Below are 16,864 nucleotides of genomic sequence, written 5' to 3'. Positions count from 1 at the left end.
CACATGCAGCACTCCGATCACCACGTCGACGAGCGAGCGCGCTCGGGCCGCGTCGGCCCGAGCGGCGTCGCCCCGAGCGCCGATCCGGCGACGACCGGCGTCGAGTCCGCCGTGCAGCCGGCCGCTCCGCGTCGCCTCCTCCGTCGACTCGCCGGAGAGCGCGGCGCCGCCACCGCCGAGTACGCCGTCGCGACCATGGCTGCGGTCGGCTTCGCGGGGCTCCTCGTCGTCATCCTCCGCGGCGACGAGGTGCGGGGCATCCTCACCGATCTCGTGCGGAATGCGCTCACGGTGGGCTGACCGCGAGCGGGGCAGCGTGACGGCCGAGTTCGCCGTCGCGCTGCCGGCGATCGCGATCGTGCTCGCCGGCTGCCTCGCCTCGGTGCAGCTCGCCGCGCAGCAGGTGCGGCTCACCGACGCGGCCGCCGACGCCGCCCGTGCGCTCGCTCGAGGCGAGACGAGCGCGACGGCGCAGTCGATCGCCACGCGGGTGGCCGGTGCCGTGGCGCTCGAGGTGTCGGACGAAGGGGAGTTCGTCTGCGCGCGGCTCACCGCCTCGGGCGGAGGCCTCCTCGCGGCGGTGCGGCTGAGCGCGGAATCGTGTGCCGTCGGGGGCGGGCGGTGAGTCGGCGCCGATGCCGCGACGGCGGTCTCGCCGGTCGATTCGCCGCCGGCTCCGTCGGCCCTGCGGGTGCCGAAGGCCCCGTCGGCCCCGCCGATCGCGGCGCCGCTTCGGTCGTCGCGCTCGGGCTCGTCGGGGCGACGGTCGCGCTCACGGCGCTCACCGTGCCGTTGCTCGGGGCGTTCGTCGGATCGCAGCGGGCGGCGAACGCCGCCGACGCCGCCGCCCTCGCCGCGGCCGATGCCTCGAGCGGGGCGGTCCCCGGGGTGCCGTGCGCGCTGGCCTCGGCGATCGCCGAGCGCAACGGCGTCGAACTGACGGGGTGCGAGCTCGACGGCCCGGTCTCGACGGTGTCGGTCGGCTTCGGCGCGTTCGGCTTCGCCATCGAGGCCGAGGCGCGCGCCGGGCCACCCGGCTGGACGGGCTGAGCCTCGCGGCGCGGCAAGCGGGGGCGGGGCGGGGTGGAGCGCAGTCGTACGGCGGACGCGCGGGGCGTCGCCCCGATCAGTCGAAGACGGTCTCGATGAACCGGTAGTCGACCGCCGAGGGGCGCGAGTCGCCCGGCGTCTCGAACTCGAGGCCGGCCGAGCGGGAGTAGACGTAGTGCTTGCCCGCGTCGGTGCTGAGCTCGAGTCGGGGCCTGGGGTCGCCGGATTCGAGGAAGGCCGTCGCGACGGTCTTGCCCTCGAGCGGCCCGTCGATCAGCTTGGCCGTGTACGAGCCGTGAGATGACGTGTCCATGCCGCCATTCTCCTCCCGGCCCGCGGAAGCGCAAGGGGGTCGCGGCGAGTCGCGCCGCGCCGACTGGACGCGGTGGAGTGGGCGCACTTCCGGGGAGGGTGTGTATCGTGTGGCTGTCGGCGGAGCGTTCCGCCGATCACGGCACACCGCTCGGGGGCGCGGCATACATTGTGCGTTCTCGTCTCATTCGAACGGTAGAAGGAGTCTGGTGTCAGGCGCGAAGAAGTTGGTCATCGTGGAGTCGCCGACCAAGATGAAGTCCATCGCCCAGTACTTGGGCGACGGCTACGAGGTGCTGTCCTCGGTCGGTCACATCCGCGACCTCATCGAGCCGAAGAACCTGCCCGCCGAGCTCAAGAAGGGGCCCCTCGGCAAGTTCTCGGTCGACGTCGACAACGGCTTCGAGCCGTACTACGTGGTCTCCGACTCCAAGAAGAAGACGGTCGCCGAGCTCAAGCGCGCCCTCAAGAACGCCGACGAGCTCCTGCTCGCCACCGATGAGGACCGCGAGGGCGAGGCCATCGCGTGGCACCTCCTCCAGGAGCTGAAGCCGAAGGTCCCCGTGCGCCGCATGGTCTTCCACGAGATCACGAAGGACGCCATCCAGAAGGCGAAGGACAACACCCGCGAGCTCGACACGGCGCTCGTCGACGCGCAGGAGACCCGGCGCATCCTCGACCGTCTCTACGGCTACGAGGTCTCGCCGGTGCTCTGGCGCAAGGTGGGGCCCGGCCTCTCGGCCGGCCGCGTGCAGTCCGCGGCCACCCGTCTCGTCGTCGACCGCGAGCGCGAGCGTCTCGCCTTCGTCGCTGCCGGCTACTGGGACCTGATCGGCACCTTCGCCACGGAGGCCGCGGGCAGCGCGTTCGACGCGAAGCTCGTTCGCATCGGCGGCGAGCGAATCGCCAGCGGTCGCGACTTCGACGACGCCGGAAAGCTCACCTCGAAGGCCGTCGTCATCGACGAGCCGACCGCCGAGGCGCTGGCCGCGGCCCTCCGCGACGACGCCGTCGCCCGCCGCGTGTCGAAGCTCGAGACGAAGCCGTACTCGCGCCGACCGGCGGCGCCCTTCACGACGTCGACCCTGCAGCAGGAGGCGGCGCGCAAGCTCCGGCTCTCGGCGAAGGACACGATGCGCGTGGCGCAGTCGCTCTACGAGAACGGCTACATCACCTATATGCGCACCGACTCGAACTCGCTCTCGCAGCAGGCGGTCTCGGCCGCTCGCGCGCAGGCGACGTCGCTCTACGGCGCGGACTCCGTGCCCGACAAGCCCCGCGTCTACGCGGGCAAGTCGAAGAACGCGCAGGAGGCGCACGAGGCGATCCGCCCCTCCGGCGAGGTCTTCCGCACGCCCTCCTCGCTGCAGGGCGCACTGCGCGGTCGCGAGTTCGACCTCTACGACCTGATCTGGAAGCGCACCGTCGCCTCGCAGATGGCCGACGCGAAGGGCCAGACGGCGACCGTCACCATCGAGGTCGGTCCGACGGATGCCTCGGCGCCCGCCCCGGCCGCGCCGACGACGAAGATCGGCGGCACCATCGCCGAGTTCACCGCGAGCGGCACCGTGATCACCTTCCGGGGCTTCCTCGCCGCCTATGAAGAGGGCCGCGACGAGGAGCGCAACCGCGACGACGCCTCGGGCGACGCCAAGCTCCCGCAGCTGGCCGAGGGGCAGGAGCTCGCGCTCGACCTCCTCGAGGCCAAGGGTCACGAGACGAGCCCGCCGCCGCGCTACACCGAGGCGAGCCTCGTCAAGCGACTCGAGGAGCTCGGCATCGGCCGCCCCTCGACGTTCGCCTCGATCATCTCGACGATCATCGATCGCGGCTACGTCACCCAGCGCGGCCAGGCGCTCGTGCCGAGCTGGATCGCCTTCTCGGTCGTGCGCCTGCTCGAGGAGCACTTCGGCGACCTCGTCGAGTACGACTTCACGGCCGAGATGGAGGACGACCTCGACCACATCGCCGCGGGCGAGGCCGACCGGGTCGACTGGCTCTCGAGCTTCTACTTCGGCTCGGACAAGCACCGCGGCCTCCGGCAGGTCGTCGACAACCTCGGCGAGATCGACGCCCGCGAGATCAACTCGGTCGTGATCGCGCCCGACATCACGCTGCGCATCGGCAAGTACGGCCCCTACCTCGAGACGGTCGACCCCGACGCCGCCCCGTCGGCGACGGGGGAGCCCACGCCGCGTCGGGTGAACCTGCCCGAGGGGCTCGCGCCCGATGAGCTCACCGAGGCGAAGGCACGCGAGCTCATCGAGGCGCCGGTGCAGGGCGACCGGGTGCTCGGGGTGAACCCCGCGAACGGCAAGCAGGTCGTCGCGAAGGACGGCCGCTTCGGGCCGTACGTCACCGAGCTCGAGCCCGAGCCCGAGGCGGCGACGACCGTCGACACCGCGACGGGCGAGGTGGTCGAGGCCCCCAAGGCCAAGCGCGGCGCGAAGAAGGCCGCGGCTCCGAAGCCGCGCACCGCCTCGCTGTTCAAGAGCATGCACCCCGAGGAGATCGACCTCGAGACCGCGCTGAAGCTGCTCGACCTGCCCCGCGTCGTCGGCGCCGACCCCGAGTCGGGCGTCGAGATCACGGCGCAGAACGGCCGCTACGGTCCGTACCTCAAGAAGGACGCCGACACGCGCACGCTGCCGAGCGAGGACTCGATCTTCGACATCGACCTCGCCGGAGCCCTCGAGCTCTTCGCACAGCCGAAGTACGGTGCGCGCCGCGCGTCGAGCGCACTGAAGGAGTTCGACAACGACCCGGTGAGCGGCAAGCCGATCAAGGTGAAGGACGGCCGCTTCGGCCCGTACGTCACCGACGGCACCACGAACGCGACGATCCCGCGGGCCGAGTCGGTCGAGGACATCACCTTCGAGCGCGCGGTGGAGCTGCTCCAGATCAAGCGCGACAAGGGCCCTGCGGCGCCGCGCAAGAAGGCGCCCGCCAAGAAGCCGGCCACGAAGAAGGCGGCGTCGAAGAAGTGAGCGGTGCTGGTCTGTTCATCACCCTCGAGGGGGGCGACGGTTCTGGCAAGACCACGCAGGCCGAGCTCCTCGGCGAGTGGCTGGCCGGGCAGGGGCGCACCGTCGTGCGCACTCGCGAGCCCGGCGGCACCGCCGTCGGGGTCGAGGTGCGCGAGATCGTCCTGCACCACCGCGGCGACATCGCCCCGCGGGCCGAGGCCCTGCTCTACGCGGCCGACCGCGCCCACCACGTCGCGACGGTCGTCCGCCCCGCGCTCGAGCGCGGCGAGGTCGTCCTCCAGGACCGCTACATCGACTCGTCCGTGGCCTATCAGGGGGCCGGGCGCGTGCTCGATCCGGCCGCCGTCCGCGGGCTCTCCGACTGGGCGACCGAGGGGCTCGTCCCCGACCTCACCGTGCTGCTCGACCTCGACGCCGAGGCGGCCCGCGGGCGTCTCGACGAGGCGCGCACCCGCTACGACCGGCTCGAGGCCGAGGCCGCTGAGTTCCACGACCGGGTCCGCGCCGCCTATCTCGGGCTCGCAGAGGCCGAGCCCGAGCGGTTCCTCGTCGTCGACGCCGCGCAGCCGGTCGAGGCGATCGCCCGTGCGATCCGCGAGCGGGTCGGCGTGCTCCTGGGCGACCGCTGAATCCGTCGTCGGCGGCGGAAGGTAGCGTGGAGCCGTGAGCGTGTGGAGCGAGCTGACCGGGCAGGACGCGGCGATCGCCGTGTTCCGGGCCGCGGCCGAGGCGGCGCGCGGCGGCGACGCCGGGGCATCCGCCGGTGCCACGCAGCAGATGACGCACTCGTGGCTCGTGACCGGCCCGCCGGGGTCGGGGCGCTCGAACCTGGCGTACGCCTTCGCGACGGCCCTCATCTCGGGCGACCCCGACGGCGACGAGGCGACGCGCATCCAGGTCGAGGCGCGCAGCCACCCCGACCTGCACGTGCTCGCGACCGAGGGCGTGATCATCAAGCGCGACGACGTGCGCGACATCGTGAAGCGCTCGCACTACGCGCCGTCGATCGGCCGCCACCGCGTGATCATCGTCGAAGACGCCGATCGCATGACCGAGCAGACCTCGAACTTCCTCCTGAAGGAGCTCGAGGAGCCGCCCGAGCGCACCGTCTGGATCCTCTGCGCCCCGAGCGAGGCCGACCTCATCCCGACGATCCGCTCGCGGGTGCGCTCGGTGCGCCTGCAGGTGCCGAGCATCGCCGACGTCGCCGAGCTGCTGGTGCGGCGCGACGGCGTCGACGCCGAGCTCGCCGAGCGGGCCGCCCGCGAGGCGCAGAGCCACATCGGCATGGCGCACCGGCTCGCCACCAACGCCGAGGCGCGCGAGCGCCGGGCAGAGACCCTCGAGCTCGCGCTGCGGGTGCGCTCGACGGCGACCGCGGTGACGACCGCCGCGCGCTACCTCGAGATCGCCGGCGACGACGCGAAGGCGATCACGGAGCTCCGCGACGCCGAGGAGCGCGAGCATGCGCTGCACTCCCTCGGCATCGCCCCCGGGCAGGCGGTGCCGCCGGCGCTCCGGCCCCAGATCAAGGCCCTCGAGGACGACCAGAAGCGGCGGGCGACGCGCAGCCTCCGCGACGGCATCGACCGCATCCTCGTCGATCTCGCCTCGCTCTACCGCGACATCCTGCTCGTGCAGCTCGCCGCCGAGGTGCCGCTCGTCAATCGCGAGCTGCTGCCGGGCATCGAGCAGGCCGCCGCGGCGGCCGCGCCGGCGCGCACGCTCGCGACCCTCGACGCCATCCAGACCGCGCGCACGCGCATCGAGGGCAACGTGCAGCCGGCCCTCGCGCTCGAGGCGATGCTCGTCTCCGCGGTCCGAGCCACCGACCACCGATGAGGAGCCGCATGAGCGCACCGAGCACCGTCCGACGACCGCGGGGTCACGAGCCGAGCGGGCGGAGGCCGCGGGGGCGCCGCCTCGCTGCGGTCGGCGCCGCACTCGCCGCCGTGCTCGCGCTGAGCGCGTGCGTGCCCTCGTTCCTCGAGCAGAAGGCGCCCGTGTCGACGCCCACGGGCGAAGAGGTCCCGGCCGAGCTCGAGCCGTTCTACACGCAGGTGCTCGAATGGGAGCGCTGCGGCGACGGCATGGGCTGCGCCACCGCCAAGGCCCCGCTCGACTGGGACGACCCGTCGGCGGGCGAGATCGACCTCGCCGTCGTACGCCACGTCGCGAGCGGCGACAAGATCGGCTCGCTGCTCGTGAACCCGGGCGGCCCGGGCGGCTCGGGGTACGACTTCGTGCTCGACTCGCTCGACTACGCGGTCGGCGAGCCCCTGCAGGAGCGCTTCGACGTCGTCGGCTTCGACCCGCGCGGCGTCGGCCGCTCGTCGGCGGTGGCCTGCTACGACGCCGCCGAGATGGACGACTACCTCTACGGCATCGTGCCCGCCGAGCGCGGCAGCGACGAGTGGATCGAGGCCGTCGGCAGCGCCGCGGCCGACTTCGGGGCGGCCTGCGAGGAGAACACCGGCGAGCTCCTCCCGAACGTCGACACCGTGAGCGCCGCCCGCGACATGGACCTGCTGCGCGCGGTCCTCGGCGACGAGCAGCTGAACTACCTCGGGTTCTCGTACGGCACGTTCCTCGGTGCGACCTACGCCGAGCTCTACCCCGAGAAGGTCGGCCGTCTCGTGCTCGACGGTGCGATCGACCCCTCGGCGAGCGACTTCGAGGTCTCGAAGGCGCAGTCCGTCGGCTTCGAGCGGGCGCTCGACGCCTACCTCGAAGACTGCCTCGCCTCCGAGGAATGCCCCTTCGACGGCACGGTCGACGAGTCGCGCGACGAGATCGGGCGCCTGCTCGCCTCGGTCGACCAGAGCCCGCTGCGCGGCAGCGACGGCCGCATGGTGGGCGCGGACACGCTGCTGACGGCGATCATCTACCCGCTCTACAGCGCCGACTCCTGGCCGTACCTGAGCGACATGCTCGAGGCGACGATGTTCGGCGACGCCGACCCGGCCCTCGCCTTCGCCGACGGCTACAACGGCCGCAACCCCGACGGCACCTACCTCGACAACTCGACCGAGGCGTTCCGGGCGATCAACTGCCTCGACTACACCTACCAGTCCGACGTCGCCGTCATGCGCGAGAAGGCCGAGGCGATCACCGAGGCCGCCCCGACGATCGGCCCGTACATGGGCTACGGCGACCTCAGCTGCGTCAACTGGCCGTACCAGTCCGACCGCGAGCGCGCCGAGATCCACGCCGAGGGCGCCGCGCCGATCATGGTCGTCGGCACGACCGGCGACCCGGCGACCCCGTACGAGTGGGCGGTCGCCCTCGCCGACCAGCTCGAGAGCGGCGTGCTCGTGAGCTACGAGGGCGAGGGGCACACGGCCTACAACAAGTCGAACTCGTGCGTGAACGGGGCGGTCGAGGCGTACCTCATCGACGGAACGGTGCCGGCGAGCGACCCCGAGTGCTGATCGGGTGCGGGGGCCTCGCGGCGCGAGCCGCGAGGCATCCGCCCCTCGAACCCGAGTGGTCATCCGGAGGGTCGCGCATCCGCTACTATTGACTCTCGTGCCAGTCGGTGCGCCTCGCGTGCCGGTCGTCACGCCGCCTTAGCTCAGTCGGCAGAGCGTCTCACTCGTAATGAGAAGGTCGTGGGTTCGATTCCCACAGGCGGCTCCAGTAAGGACAAGGCCCCGGAGAGATCCGGGGCCTTCGTCGTTTCCGTGGTGCACCCTATCGCGCACCCTATGCGCGCCGAGAGGCTGTGGAGAACCCCGGCGGCGGGCGGCGCGCACCGTCTACCGTGAGCCTCATGGATGACCTGATTCCCACCGAGCCGGACTGCCCGAGCTGCGGCACCCGCACGCTCGCGACGCGCGCCGGCATCTTCGTGTGCCGAGTATGCAAGGTGCCGGTGCACCCCGCGGTCGACCTCGCTCAGGGCTGAGCAGCGCGGTGGCGCTCGAGCGCTTTCCGGACGGCCGAGGGGTTCAGCCCCGAGGCCTCCTGCACCTGGGACCACGTGGCGCCGCCGGCGAGCGCCGCGGCGATCTGCGCGTCGCGCTCGGCCATGATGCGCGCGCGCTCGGCGTCGTGCCGCTCGAGGCGGCCCGTCGTCTTGCGCAGGCGATCGAGGGGGGCGGTCACAGGCTCACAGTAACGGGTCAGGGGTAGCCCTGAAACGCTACACCGAGTGTAGACATTCCTCTACACCGGGTGTAGCGTTCGTGGCATGTTCATCGTCACGTTCTCCGACGGCCACACCCTCCCGGTGAAGGCCTCGTGTCGCGCGTCGGCCCGTGCGGTTGCCTACCGGGCCGAGCGCTCCCTGTCGATCGTCTCGGTCGACCCCGCCTGATGCGCGCCGTGCTCGCCCACGTCGCGCGGCTGGCTCTGTGGGCGGCGCTGTGGTTCGCACTCCCGTTCGCTGCGTACAACCGAACCCTCTAGGGGCAGGTTGCACCTTCGACGATCTCCGACTCGCTCGCTCCGACCGCGAGTCCCGTCAACGCCGCGCCGCGCTTACCGACCGCGAACTTTCCGTTCGCCTGCCGGTTGTCGACGAGGTCGGTGCCTCCCATCGAGCAATTGATGCTCACGAAGTAGCCGCCGTCCGCGTCGGTGGCGTCTGCGATATCGCGTACGATCCAATGCGCATCCCGGGCCGTGATCGTCGCTGCGACCGTCACTTCGAAAAGGTCGCCCGCCTGCTCGACTTCGTACTCAGGAAGTGGTGGGGACCCCACCATGAGGGTGACCTCGGTGCCTCTCGGAGATTCAGTGCCCGGGGCCGGGTCTTGCTCCTGAACCTCGAAGAGGTCACTGTTCGTCGTCGCAGTCGACTTCCAACGTGGCGCGGCGGCGAGGCCCGCCTGGCTCAGCGCCTGTGCTGCTTCGAGCCCACCCATACCGACGACATCGGGGACGATGGCGGCATCCGTGCTCGTGCTCGGTGTCGGCGGTGCGGAGGGCTTAGGCGATGCGGTGCACCCCGTCAGGGCGAGCGCTGCGAGCATGACCGAACCGAGCAAGCGCCTCATGCCGCGCGAGTCTACCGACGGCCGCGCGGCCCGGGCGCCCCCGCGTTCGGGGGCACGTAGCATCGAGGGCATGCACCTCACCGGCACCATCCGTCCCACCACGGCGTCCGAGATCGTCGCCGACGGCCATGACCGCGGCAGCGCGTACGACGCGCTCAGCGCGCAGGTACCGGACGGCTTCGAGCTCGCGCGGGCGCACTTCTCGATGAAGGCGGGCACTACCACCGCGACCGGCGTCATCCGCGCGGCGCGTACCGAGGAGATCACCGCCGAAGGCGCCGGCTATGCGGCCGCGTGCGCTGCGCTTGAGGCTGAAGTGCCGGACGGCTATCAGCTGCTCTACCGCACCATCACAGGCTGACGGGCCCGGGTGTCGGTCGATCCACGAAAACCCGGGCCCAGCCCCTGAGCAGGCTGGCCGTCGACCGTCCCTGGGAGGTTTCTAAGTCTTCGACCAGCCTGCAGTCGGAACGTCCCCCTCGGTGCCCGACATCACCCATCCAACGCTGCGACCACTCGTTCCGCACCCCCTTGACTTCCCAGCGTCAGAGGGGCATTCCTAGAATTAGACCCGCGCGGGCCGGCGCGCTCCGCCATTCGTCCCCAACGAAAGGAGCCCCGGCCCGTTGCGTTACTGGTCACCAAACCTCAGATCCGTCACCCGAGGCGAATGGGTGCAGTTCGACGGCGAACGTCGCATCGCGATCATCCGCGAAGTCGACGCCGGCACCCCGCCCCGGCAACTGCTCCGCGCCGACACATGGGCGCCGGCCGAGGCCGACCGCGACTTCCTCGGGTACTTCCCCGTCGACGCGCTCCGCCTCGCCGCCGAGATGGTGTGGGAGGTGTACCAGGCTGCACTCGCAGTCCGGAAAAGAGGAGGCCACCATGCCGCCGCGTGAAGAGCCGAGGTGGCATCCGATCCTCGCGGCCGTCGAGACCGAGTTCGGCGTGTGGGTGCTCTCCGACCAGTACGGCCACGAGTACGGGCGCGTGCGCATCGTGCGTGTCGACGGCGTGCCGAGGTATCGGGGCGAGCTCGGCGGCGAGCTTCTTGGCTACGGCGGCACGCTGCGCGAGGCATGCGCGCGGGTGCACCAGGCATGGATCAGTGCGCACGGGCCCCAGGCGCGCTCGAGCGGCGGCGTCGACGCCTTCCCGGGCACGACGAAAGCGCCCCTCCCCACCCGAAGGTGAGAAGGGGCGCTGCAGGGGTGGTTCAGGCGCGGTGCGCGGGGTCGCCGATGCGTTGCGCGGATTGCGCGGCACCGGTCGGCTTCCACAGGCCGAAGTGCATGCCGACGGCGACGAGGAACCCGACGAGAGCGACGAGCACGCCGCGGCCGATGTCGTACGAGGTGCCGGCCTGGACGGCCGCGAGCAGCTCGGTCAGGACGCCGAGCACCGCGGCGAGGATCGCGAGCAGGATCGCCTTCGCGGCGGGGCTCGTGACGGTCTTCGTGACGAGGCCGACGAGCAGCGGCAGGACCGTCGAGACGATCAGGCCAAGGATCATCGCCGGCGGGAGGCTGAACGTGATGTCCATGATGGTGTTACTCCTTCGTGTTCGTGAGGTGGTTGAGCAGCGCACGTTCGACCGAGCTGATCCGCTCATCGGCCGCTTTCCGGTCGAGCCGGTTCTCCTCGCGGAGACCGCCGATGTCCTTCTGCACGGTCTTGACCGCATCGACCGAGGCCTGTGCCGTGTCGACGGCGGCCTGAGCGATGCTCGTGAGCTTGTCGATGTCGTCGCGCAGATTCGTCTTGTGCGAGTTCGCCGTCTGTTCCGCGGCGGTCGCCGACGACGCGGCAGCGGACTCCGCGTGCTTCTTCGCGGTGTTGATCTTCGCGATCATCACGCCGCCGATGGTCGCGACCACGGCGCCCATCAGCGTGAAGACGCCGAGGATGATGCTGACGAGCCACTCCGGCATCAGCTGACGACGAGGTTCGCGATGTCGGCGCCCCACAGGTCGAGCGTCGGCTCGAGGCCCTTGAGGGTGCGCAGCTCGAGGACGAGCAGCGACCCGGCGGGGACGTTGACGCGCGCGGGGATCGCGGCGCGCACCTGGCCCGAGACCGAGCCGTCGATGGTGAACGCATACCCGGCCGATGCTGCGCCGCTCTTCGCGTTCACGACGACGAGGCGACCTTCGATCTGCGACGTCGCCGGGAAGTCCTTCACGTAGAAGTTCAGCAGGACGTCGTAGAGGCCGGGGCCGCCGGTGCCCTGCGCGAGGTTCTCCTGCCTGTCGGGAGTGGTTCGCCAGGGGAAGCGCTGCCACTTCGTCCGGATCTTGAAGTCCTGCTGGCACTGGAACGTCTTGTGAGTGGCCACGTCGGCCTCCTTCGGATCGATGATGCTGCCGCCTGCCCCGGACGAGGCGGCGCCGATGTACGCGAGCGGGTTCACCCGTTCGCCTCGCGCGGTGAGGCCGTGCCAGTGCAGGTGCACGTCCCCGCCCCAGTCGGCGAAGTTCGCCGAGGCGCCCGACCAGCCGATCGGGTACGGGTCGCCCTCGTCGAAGTGGCGCCCGTGCTCGCCGAACCGCGACTGGTGCTGGAACACGAGCGCGACCATCGGGTCGCCCGACTCGACGTACCAGCCGAGCATCCGCGCGCCCGACGATGGCCGGACGCGTTCGAGCGGTCGGTCGAGGATGAGGATCGAGCGGCGGCCGGCGGAGCCGACCCATCCGCACTGGAACTCGTCGCCAGCGCGCGGGCGCCCGGATGTGTGGAGAACTCCGGCCGCGGGAGCGGTCAGCGTGGTGCCGTAGGCGAGGGGCTTGTCGATGCCGCCGAGCGAGTAGGTCGCGTGGTCTTCCCACGTGCCGGTCGTTCGGAGGGCAGCCCATGGATCGCGCATGATGCCTCCTAGACAGTGGGCCAGTCCATCGACACCGCGAGGGATGCCCCGGCTGGGATGAGATCGCGCGTACGGATCTCGTGCTCGAACGGGTTGTAGTAGATCTGGTAGGACTCGAAGTCCGGGCCGAACGTCGCCCAAGCCTCGGTCCACCGGTGCATGGTTCCCCGGTACCCGGGCGGGATCTGCACCACGACTCCCTCGGGCGCGAGGTTCGTGCTCCGGAACGCGTTGAACTCGAGGTAGGCGAACCCGCCCCGCCGGATGAGGTTGTTCATCGACGGGGTCTCCCAGCCGGCGCCCATGGTCGGGTTCGTCGACGCCCGGTCGAGGTAGTTCGTCCGAACCCAGGTGGCCGGGAGTCCGACACACACCCACAATTGCTGGTCATCGAGCGTGAGGCGGATGTCACCGAGCGAGTTATCGGTCGTCGGGAGGTCTTCCTCGGTCGCGGCGAACTGACGGTCGAGAATGTCCTGCTCGAGGTCGTCGAGCGCGGTGTCGAGCGCTTCGGATTGCGCGTTGTACGCGGTGTGGAACTCGACCGGCACGCTGCGATCGATAAGCGGGATGCCGCGCGGGGTGGGATCGGGGACGGGCATACGGCACCTGCTTTCCGAGGAAATTCGAAACGCCCCGCACCTGGCGGGGCGTCGAAGGGAAGGGGACTAGATCTTCGCGACCCGGAAGTGGGTACGCGACGGAGCAGCCTCGCCGAGGATCGTCGAGGATGCCGTCGAGAAGAACGACACCGCCAGAACGTCACCCGCCGTGAGGTATGCGATACCCGAGGCTGAGATGTCGTTGAGGGTGTTGAACGTCGACCCGTCACCACGAACGCAGGTGGCGCCGTTCGCGGTGATGATGACCGAGACGGCGGTCGTCACCGTGGCGGAAAGGCGCACGTGCGCGTAGAGCGCGTACCAACCCGACGCTGCGACCGTGATGGTCTTCGCCGTGCCGTCCCAGGTGAACCCGGAGTCGACTCGCTCTGTCGTGTCGAAGGCCACGTTCCGCGAGCCCGACGCCGCCGCGAGGGAGGACGCCAGGTAGACGGCTGCGCCGACTGTCGCCCCGCCGCCGCCTGCCGGCACCTTCCATGTGCCGTCTCCGAAGAGCGCCTTCGTGCCGTCAGGAGTACCCGGGGTGCCCGAGATGGTCGCCCCGGCGATCTTCGCGACCTCGGGTGCCGCCGCGGTGCCAGCGAAGTCGCCGGCGAGCTGCAGGATGCCCTTCGTTGAGGTGGTCGCGTCGGGAGTCGACCCGCCACCGGTCGCCGAGATCGTGATCGCGTCGCCGGCATCGTTCACCGTGATGTCGATGCCGGTGCCCTCGGCGAGGGTGCCGCCGATCACATCGCGGATGACCTCGGCGAGCGGCGTCCCGGAGAGCAGCGCCGTGATGACGGCCGCCGTGGTTGCCGGGGTCATCGCCCGCACGGCGTCCGTACCCGCCGTCGCCTCGCTGCTATCAGCGAGCTCGACGATGCCCTTCTCGGTCGTCGAGGCGTCGGGGGCAGCGCCTCCGGTCGGTGGGTCATCCCACCGGGTGCCGTTCACCTGCGTCGAGTCGGCGTACTGGATCTGCCCGTCAGCGCCGAGCGTGCGCACGTTGTCGACGTACCACGGGTCGAGGATCGCGAGGTGCGGATCTGGGTGATGACGCGATGCCGGGAACAGAGTGTAGCCGGCGCCTCGAACCTCAACCGACCAGCACCCGCGGAACTCTGGTGCGACGGAGAACTTCCCGTCCTCGTCGGCGCCCATGAACCGGATGGATGTGCCCGTGTAGTACAGGTCGGCCGGCGACGTGTGCAGTGTCCCGAGAGACACGATCGAGTTGTAGGTTCCCGTCGGGTCTCCGAAGAGCGAGAACGAGAATTGCGATGACGTGCCGTACGACTCCATCGGCAGCCCGATATGGAACCGCTGCCCCTCGGCGACCGGGCGCAGGTGCACCTCGTAATCGACGTTGATCTGCACGCCGGAAGCGTCGAACGGGAGGAAGTGCACGTAAGTGACGCCCTCGAAGTCGAACATCTCCGGAGGCGGCAGGAATTCCGACCATGCGGCGCCCGAGTAGCTGTACACGTCCCAAGTGAGGTTTCCGGCCTCAAGGTAGACGCGAACGAGCGGCCACTCATCCTTCGGCAGCCAGACCGGTTCCGCGTTCACATCGGCGCCGACAACGAACCCGCTCGCGGCCCCCGGGGGAAGCCCCGGCCGGCCCTTGAGCTCGATGATGTCGAGCCGGTTCGTCTCGACCTGCACGTTGGTGCGCGTCACGTCCCCGGCCGACATCCCGAGCTGCTCCATGATCTGCGCGATGTGCCGCCCTTGCGCCTCGAGCAGGGCATCCTTCGCTTCGAGCTGCTTCTGCACCTCGAGAAGGAACGGGCGCAGCTCGTTCGGGGCATCGATCGGAGGGAACACGCGACCTCCCTTAGGTCTTGAGCGGGTGAGCGTTGAACGCCGCAGCCGTCGTGTGAGCGTCTTCGAACTCGCCGAGCGTCCGCCCGGCCCACACGTCTGCGACGTCGCCCATGGTCGTGTCGAATTCGGCGTCGTATGACGCCTTGCCCGACGCGCCCCGGGTTAGCGTCCGCACCCGGAACTCGGCGTAGTCATCGCGCAGGCGTGCTCCCGCCGCGGCGCCGAGCTTCGCAGCACCGGTGATGCGCACCGTCGGGCTGCCGTACTTCACGGCCGCCCACAGCAGCAGGTAGTGGGCGTGCGCCCACGAGTCGACGAACACGCTGTCGAACTCGCACCCGACTTCCTCGGTCGCGGACCCGTCGACGCATGCGGGGATGCTGTGCTTCTTCCGCGTGAAGGCGACACCCGAGCCGACGATGCGGAGCGTAGGGTAGTCGAGGTCTTCGCCGTCCTTCTTGCGAGTGCCGGCGAGCTGGTACGGGGCGCGGTTGAGGTCGAGGCACCCGGTGATCGTGATCGTCATCGAGCGCGAGTCGGCGCCGATCGCGACCGCGACGTCGCCGCCGTGGTCGCGCCAGTACGAGGCCGCCACAGGCTTGCCCCAGCGGTCGCGCACCGCGTACATGGAGGCGCTCGACGCGGCGTACGGAACGGAGTCCAGGCACACGGGCTGGTCGACCGATGACAGCGACACCTCGAGCGGCACTCGGATCTCGACTGTCTCGCCTGCGCCGAGGTTCGCGACGATCGGGTCGCGGTTGCCGCGGAGCAGAGCGTCCGTGACGGGCGTCTTCTCGTAGTACCAGGCCTCGACTCGCTTCGCGAGACGCGACGCGTCGGTCGACCAGCGGTAGTCGGCTTCCTCAGCGCGCGATGCGCGCTCGCGCCGGAACGGACGCACGACGATCTCCGCGTCGACGCCGAGCACCTCGACGCGCTGCGCGACGCAGAACGCCTTCACCATGCGCCAGACGTCATCGGCCCAGCCGATCGTCACGACCGGCGCGTCGGCGATCTCCGTGTCGACGGCGGGTGCTGGCATGCCGACGAGCCCGAACAGGTAGGTCAGGTAGGTCGCGATCGTCCCGAGGTGCGGGGCCGCGTTCCGCTTCGCGACGAGCGGGTTCAGGATCGTGGATGCCGTCGCGACAGCCGTGCGCCCGTTCCCCGAGACGGCGACGATCACGCCGAGCAGAGTGAACTCGCCGTCGACGAGTTCGACGACGGCACCGGTCAGCGCCTTCGCGTCGACGCGCTCGGGGATTGCGAACGAGAACGAACCGGTCGAGCCGAACGACTCCGACGCATCGACCGGTGTCGCGTCCTGCTTCACGATGACGTCGCGCGAGTCCCACTCGGCGTGCCCGTCGATCTTGATGTGCATCTACCCGACCTCCACCAGCTTCCCTGACAGCTGCACGAACGACTGGTCTCCGTCGATCACGAGCGGGATCTCGGTCAATCGGGGGTCGAATTTGCAGCCCGCATGTCCCTGCCCGGGGATGAACCCACCTGTCGCCGGCGACACGCCCTCGCGGAGGACCTGCACGATCAGACCAGCGAGGGTGCACGTGCCCGGGTCGGTGTTGTCGAGCGCGAGCTCGAGCCCCGTCCCCTCGACCATCGTGTTCACACGCACGGACGTCGCGACTGACAGGATCGTCGGATGCTCCGCGGTGCCAGCGACAGCAGCCTCGAACGGGGTGACCTTCACGCGACCCGTCGCGTCGGCATCGCCGTGCACGCCGACCCAGGCGACGTGCCCGGGCGGGATCGGGATGTAGAGCGATCGCATCGGCGTGTCAGCCGCGAGCGTGTAAGCCGCTTTCTCGGACGGGTAGCGCTGCGACTGGTCCGTCTGAGGCGCGAGGACGGGGCGATCGTCGCCAGCGAACGGGACCGCGTCGTAGCCGGCGAGCGACGGCGTCGCCCAGGACTGCGGGAGCACATTCATGTCGGCTGCGAGCGGGTCGATCCAGTAGAACGGTCCGGGCCCGTACACGCCGTCGGCGTACGCGGTGATCTGCTGCACGTTCTCGCGCGACATGTGCGGCCAGATGAAGCGGTACTCGCGGTGCGTGTTCAGCGAACCATCGACCGACCGGCGGCCGCTCGTCCATTGCGTCGACTCCTCCCATCCGGCCCGGGTGTACTCGGACCGGATGAGAGGTGTCGCGATCTCCTGCATGAACTGGCGAGTACCGAACCACA

General features: G+C 70.4%; 22 protein-coding genes and 1 tRNA gene. 13 read left to right on the top strand and 10 right to left on the bottom strand.

Annotated elements, in window-relative coordinates; all coding sequences use genetic code 11:
* The first annotated feature begins 3 nt into the window (after positions 1-3).
* The 3 genes from ACFVSL_RS01275 to ACFVSL_RS01265 are packed head-to-tail and all read left to right on the top strand — an operon-like array spanning position 4 to position 1,050.
* The gene (locus ACFVSL_RS01275) at positions 4-300 is read left to right on the top strand and encodes a DUF4244 domain-containing protein (protein ID WP_386937782.1); all 297 of its coding nucleotides are present in this window, start codon (positions 4-6) and stop codon (positions 298-300) included.
* Positions 301-316: 16 nt separating this feature from the next.
* Complete coding sequence (locus ACFVSL_RS01270) at positions 317-625, top strand: TadE family type IV pilus minor pilin (protein WP_386937781.1); 309 nt, start codon at positions 317-319, stop codon at positions 623-625.
* The gene (locus tag ACFVSL_RS01265; RefSeq protein ID WP_386937779.1) at positions 622-1,050 is read left to right on the top strand and encodes an Rv3654c family TadE-like protein; all 429 of its coding nucleotides are present in this window, start codon (positions 622-624) and stop codon (positions 1,048-1,050) included. The genes ACFVSL_RS01270 and ACFVSL_RS01265 overlap by 4 nt, the downstream gene beginning before the upstream one ends.
* Before the next feature lie 76 nt (positions 1,051-1,126).
* Here ACFVSL_RS01265 and ACFVSL_RS01260 read toward each other — a convergent pair whose 3' ends face one another.
* Complete coding sequence (locus tag ACFVSL_RS01260; protein WP_386937777.1) at positions 1,127-1,363, bottom strand: hypothetical protein; 237 nt, start codon at positions 1,361-1,363, stop codon at positions 1,127-1,129.
* 208 nt (positions 1,364-1,571) lie between these two features.
* Here ACFVSL_RS01260 and topA point away from each other — a divergent pair, with 208 nt between their 5' ends.
* From topA to ACFVSL_RS01230, 6 genes are all read left to right on the top strand, one after another.
* Positions 1,572-4,349: a type I DNA topoisomerase gene (topA, locus tag ACFVSL_RS01255; RefSeq protein WP_386937775.1), complete on the top strand. Its 2,778-nt coding sequence runs from the start codon at positions 1,572-1,574 to the stop codon at positions 4,347-4,349.
* Entirely contained in the window at positions 4,346-4,978 is a 633-nt protein-coding gene (gene tmk, locus ACFVSL_RS01250) for a dTMP kinase (RefSeq protein WP_386937773.1), read from the top strand. The genes topA and tmk overlap by 4 nt, the downstream gene beginning before the upstream one ends.
* A 34-nt stretch (positions 4,979-5,012) precedes the next feature.
* Positions 5,013-6,191 carry a DNA polymerase III subunit delta' gene (locus ACFVSL_RS01245; RefSeq protein WP_386937771.1) on the top strand — a complete coding sequence of 393 codons (1,179 nt, stop codon included), beginning with the start codon at positions 5,013-5,015 and terminating at the stop codon, positions 6,189-6,191.
* 8 nt (positions 6,192-6,199) lie between these two features.
* Positions 6,200-7,780, top strand: a complete 1,581-nt coding sequence (locus tag ACFVSL_RS01240) for an alpha/beta hydrolase (RefSeq protein WP_386937770.1) — start codon at positions 6,200-6,202, stop codon at positions 7,778-7,780.
* Positions 7,781-7,912: 132 nt separating this feature from the next.
* Positions 7,913-7,988 (top strand) — tRNA-Thr (locus tag ACFVSL_RS01235).
* A 133-nt stretch (positions 7,989-8,121) separates the two neighbouring features.
* Positions 8,122-8,256: a hypothetical protein gene (locus tag ACFVSL_RS01230; RefSeq protein WP_386937769.1), complete on the top strand. Its 135-nt coding sequence runs from the start codon at positions 8,122-8,124 to the stop codon at positions 8,254-8,256.
* Here the strand turns inward: ACFVSL_RS01230 and ACFVSL_RS01225 are convergent.
* Positions 8,247-8,456 carry a hypothetical protein gene (locus ACFVSL_RS01225; RefSeq protein WP_386937767.1) on the bottom strand — a complete coding sequence of 70 codons (210 nt, stop codon included), beginning with the start codon at positions 8,454-8,456 and terminating at the stop codon, positions 8,247-8,249. The genes ACFVSL_RS01230 and ACFVSL_RS01225 overlap by 10 nt on opposite strands.
* A gap of 85 nt (positions 8,457-8,541) precedes the next feature.
* Here ACFVSL_RS01225 and ACFVSL_RS01220 point away from each other — a divergent pair, with 85 nt between their 5' ends.
* A complete protein-coding gene (locus tag ACFVSL_RS01220) occupies positions 8,542-8,667 on the top strand; it encodes a hypothetical protein (RefSeq protein WP_386937765.1) in 126 nt (41 codons plus the stop codon).
* Positions 8,668-8,755: 88 nt separating this feature from the next.
* Here ACFVSL_RS01220 and ACFVSL_RS01215 read toward each other — a convergent pair whose 3' ends face one another.
* On the bottom strand, positions 8,756-9,349 hold the full coding sequence (locus ACFVSL_RS01215) for a PASTA domain-containing protein (protein WP_386937763.1): 594 nt from the start codon (positions 9,347-9,349) through the stop codon (positions 8,756-8,758).
* 70 nt (positions 9,350-9,419) lie between these two features.
* Here ACFVSL_RS01215 and ACFVSL_RS01210 point away from each other — a divergent pair, with 70 nt between their 5' ends.
* The 3 genes from ACFVSL_RS01210 to ACFVSL_RS01200 all read left to right on the top strand — a co-directional run bounded on the left by ACFVSL_RS01210 (position 9,420) and on the right by ACFVSL_RS01200 (position 10,546).
* On the top strand, positions 9,420-9,710 hold the full coding sequence (locus ACFVSL_RS01210) for a hypothetical protein (protein WP_386937762.1): 291 nt from the start codon (positions 9,420-9,422) through the stop codon (positions 9,708-9,710).
* Positions 9,711-10,023: 313 nt separating this feature from the next.
* Entirely contained in the window at positions 10,024-10,251 is a 228-nt protein-coding gene (locus ACFVSL_RS01205) for a hypothetical protein (RefSeq protein ID WP_386937760.1), read from the top strand.
* Positions 10,238-10,546, top strand: coding sequence for a hypothetical protein (locus ACFVSL_RS01200; protein ID WP_386937758.1), 309 nt, complete (start codon positions 10,238-10,240; stop codon positions 10,544-10,546). The genes ACFVSL_RS01205 and ACFVSL_RS01200 overlap by 14 nt, the downstream gene beginning before the upstream one ends.
* A 22-nt stretch (positions 10,547-10,568) precedes the next feature.
* Here ACFVSL_RS01200 and ACFVSL_RS01195 read toward each other — a convergent pair whose 3' ends face one another.
* The 7 genes from ACFVSL_RS01195 to ACFVSL_RS01165 all read right to left on the bottom strand — a co-directional run bounded on the left by ACFVSL_RS01195 (position 10,569) and on the right by ACFVSL_RS01165 (position 16,685).
* A complete protein-coding gene (locus tag ACFVSL_RS01195) occupies positions 10,569-10,895 on the bottom strand; it encodes a hypothetical protein (RefSeq protein WP_386937757.1) in 327 nt (108 codons plus the stop codon).
* Positions 10,896-10,902: 7 nt separating this feature from the next.
* Positions 10,903-11,283: a hypothetical protein gene (locus ACFVSL_RS01190; RefSeq protein WP_386937756.1), complete on the bottom strand. Its 381-nt coding sequence runs from the start codon at positions 11,281-11,283 to the stop codon at positions 10,903-10,905.
* Complete coding sequence (locus tag ACFVSL_RS01185; RefSeq protein WP_386937754.1) at positions 11,283-12,218, bottom strand: hypothetical protein; 936 nt, start codon at positions 12,216-12,218, stop codon at positions 11,283-11,285. The genes ACFVSL_RS01190 and ACFVSL_RS01185 overlap by 1 nt, the downstream gene beginning before the upstream one ends.
* A gap of 8 nt (positions 12,219-12,226) precedes the next feature.
* On the bottom strand, positions 12,227-12,820 hold the full coding sequence (locus ACFVSL_RS01180; protein WP_386937753.1) for a hypothetical protein: 594 nt from the start codon (positions 12,818-12,820) through the stop codon (positions 12,227-12,229).
* Between the two features lie 66 nt (positions 12,821-12,886).
* Positions 12,887-14,650, bottom strand: a complete 1,764-nt coding sequence (locus ACFVSL_RS01175) for a hypothetical protein (protein WP_386937751.1) — start codon at positions 14,648-14,650, stop codon at positions 12,887-12,889.
* A 10-nt stretch (positions 14,651-14,660) separates the two neighbouring features.
* Entirely contained in the window at positions 14,661-16,037 is a 1,377-nt protein-coding gene (locus ACFVSL_RS01170; RefSeq protein WP_386937749.1) for a hypothetical protein, read from the bottom strand.
* A complete protein-coding gene (locus ACFVSL_RS01165; RefSeq protein WP_386937747.1) occupies positions 16,038-16,685 on the bottom strand; it encodes a hypothetical protein in 648 nt (215 codons plus the stop codon).
* Positions 16,686-16,864: the final 179 nt, after the last annotated feature.

Origin of the sequence: Agromyces sp. NPDC058064 (assembly GCF_042885275.1) — a bacterium.
In the GTDB taxonomy this organism is placed as follows: Bacteria; Actinomycetota; Actinomycetes; order Actinomycetales; family Microbacteriaceae; genus Agromyces.
Note: the sequence above shows the minus strand (reverse complement) of the source record. Positions and strands in the feature narration are given on the sequence as shown.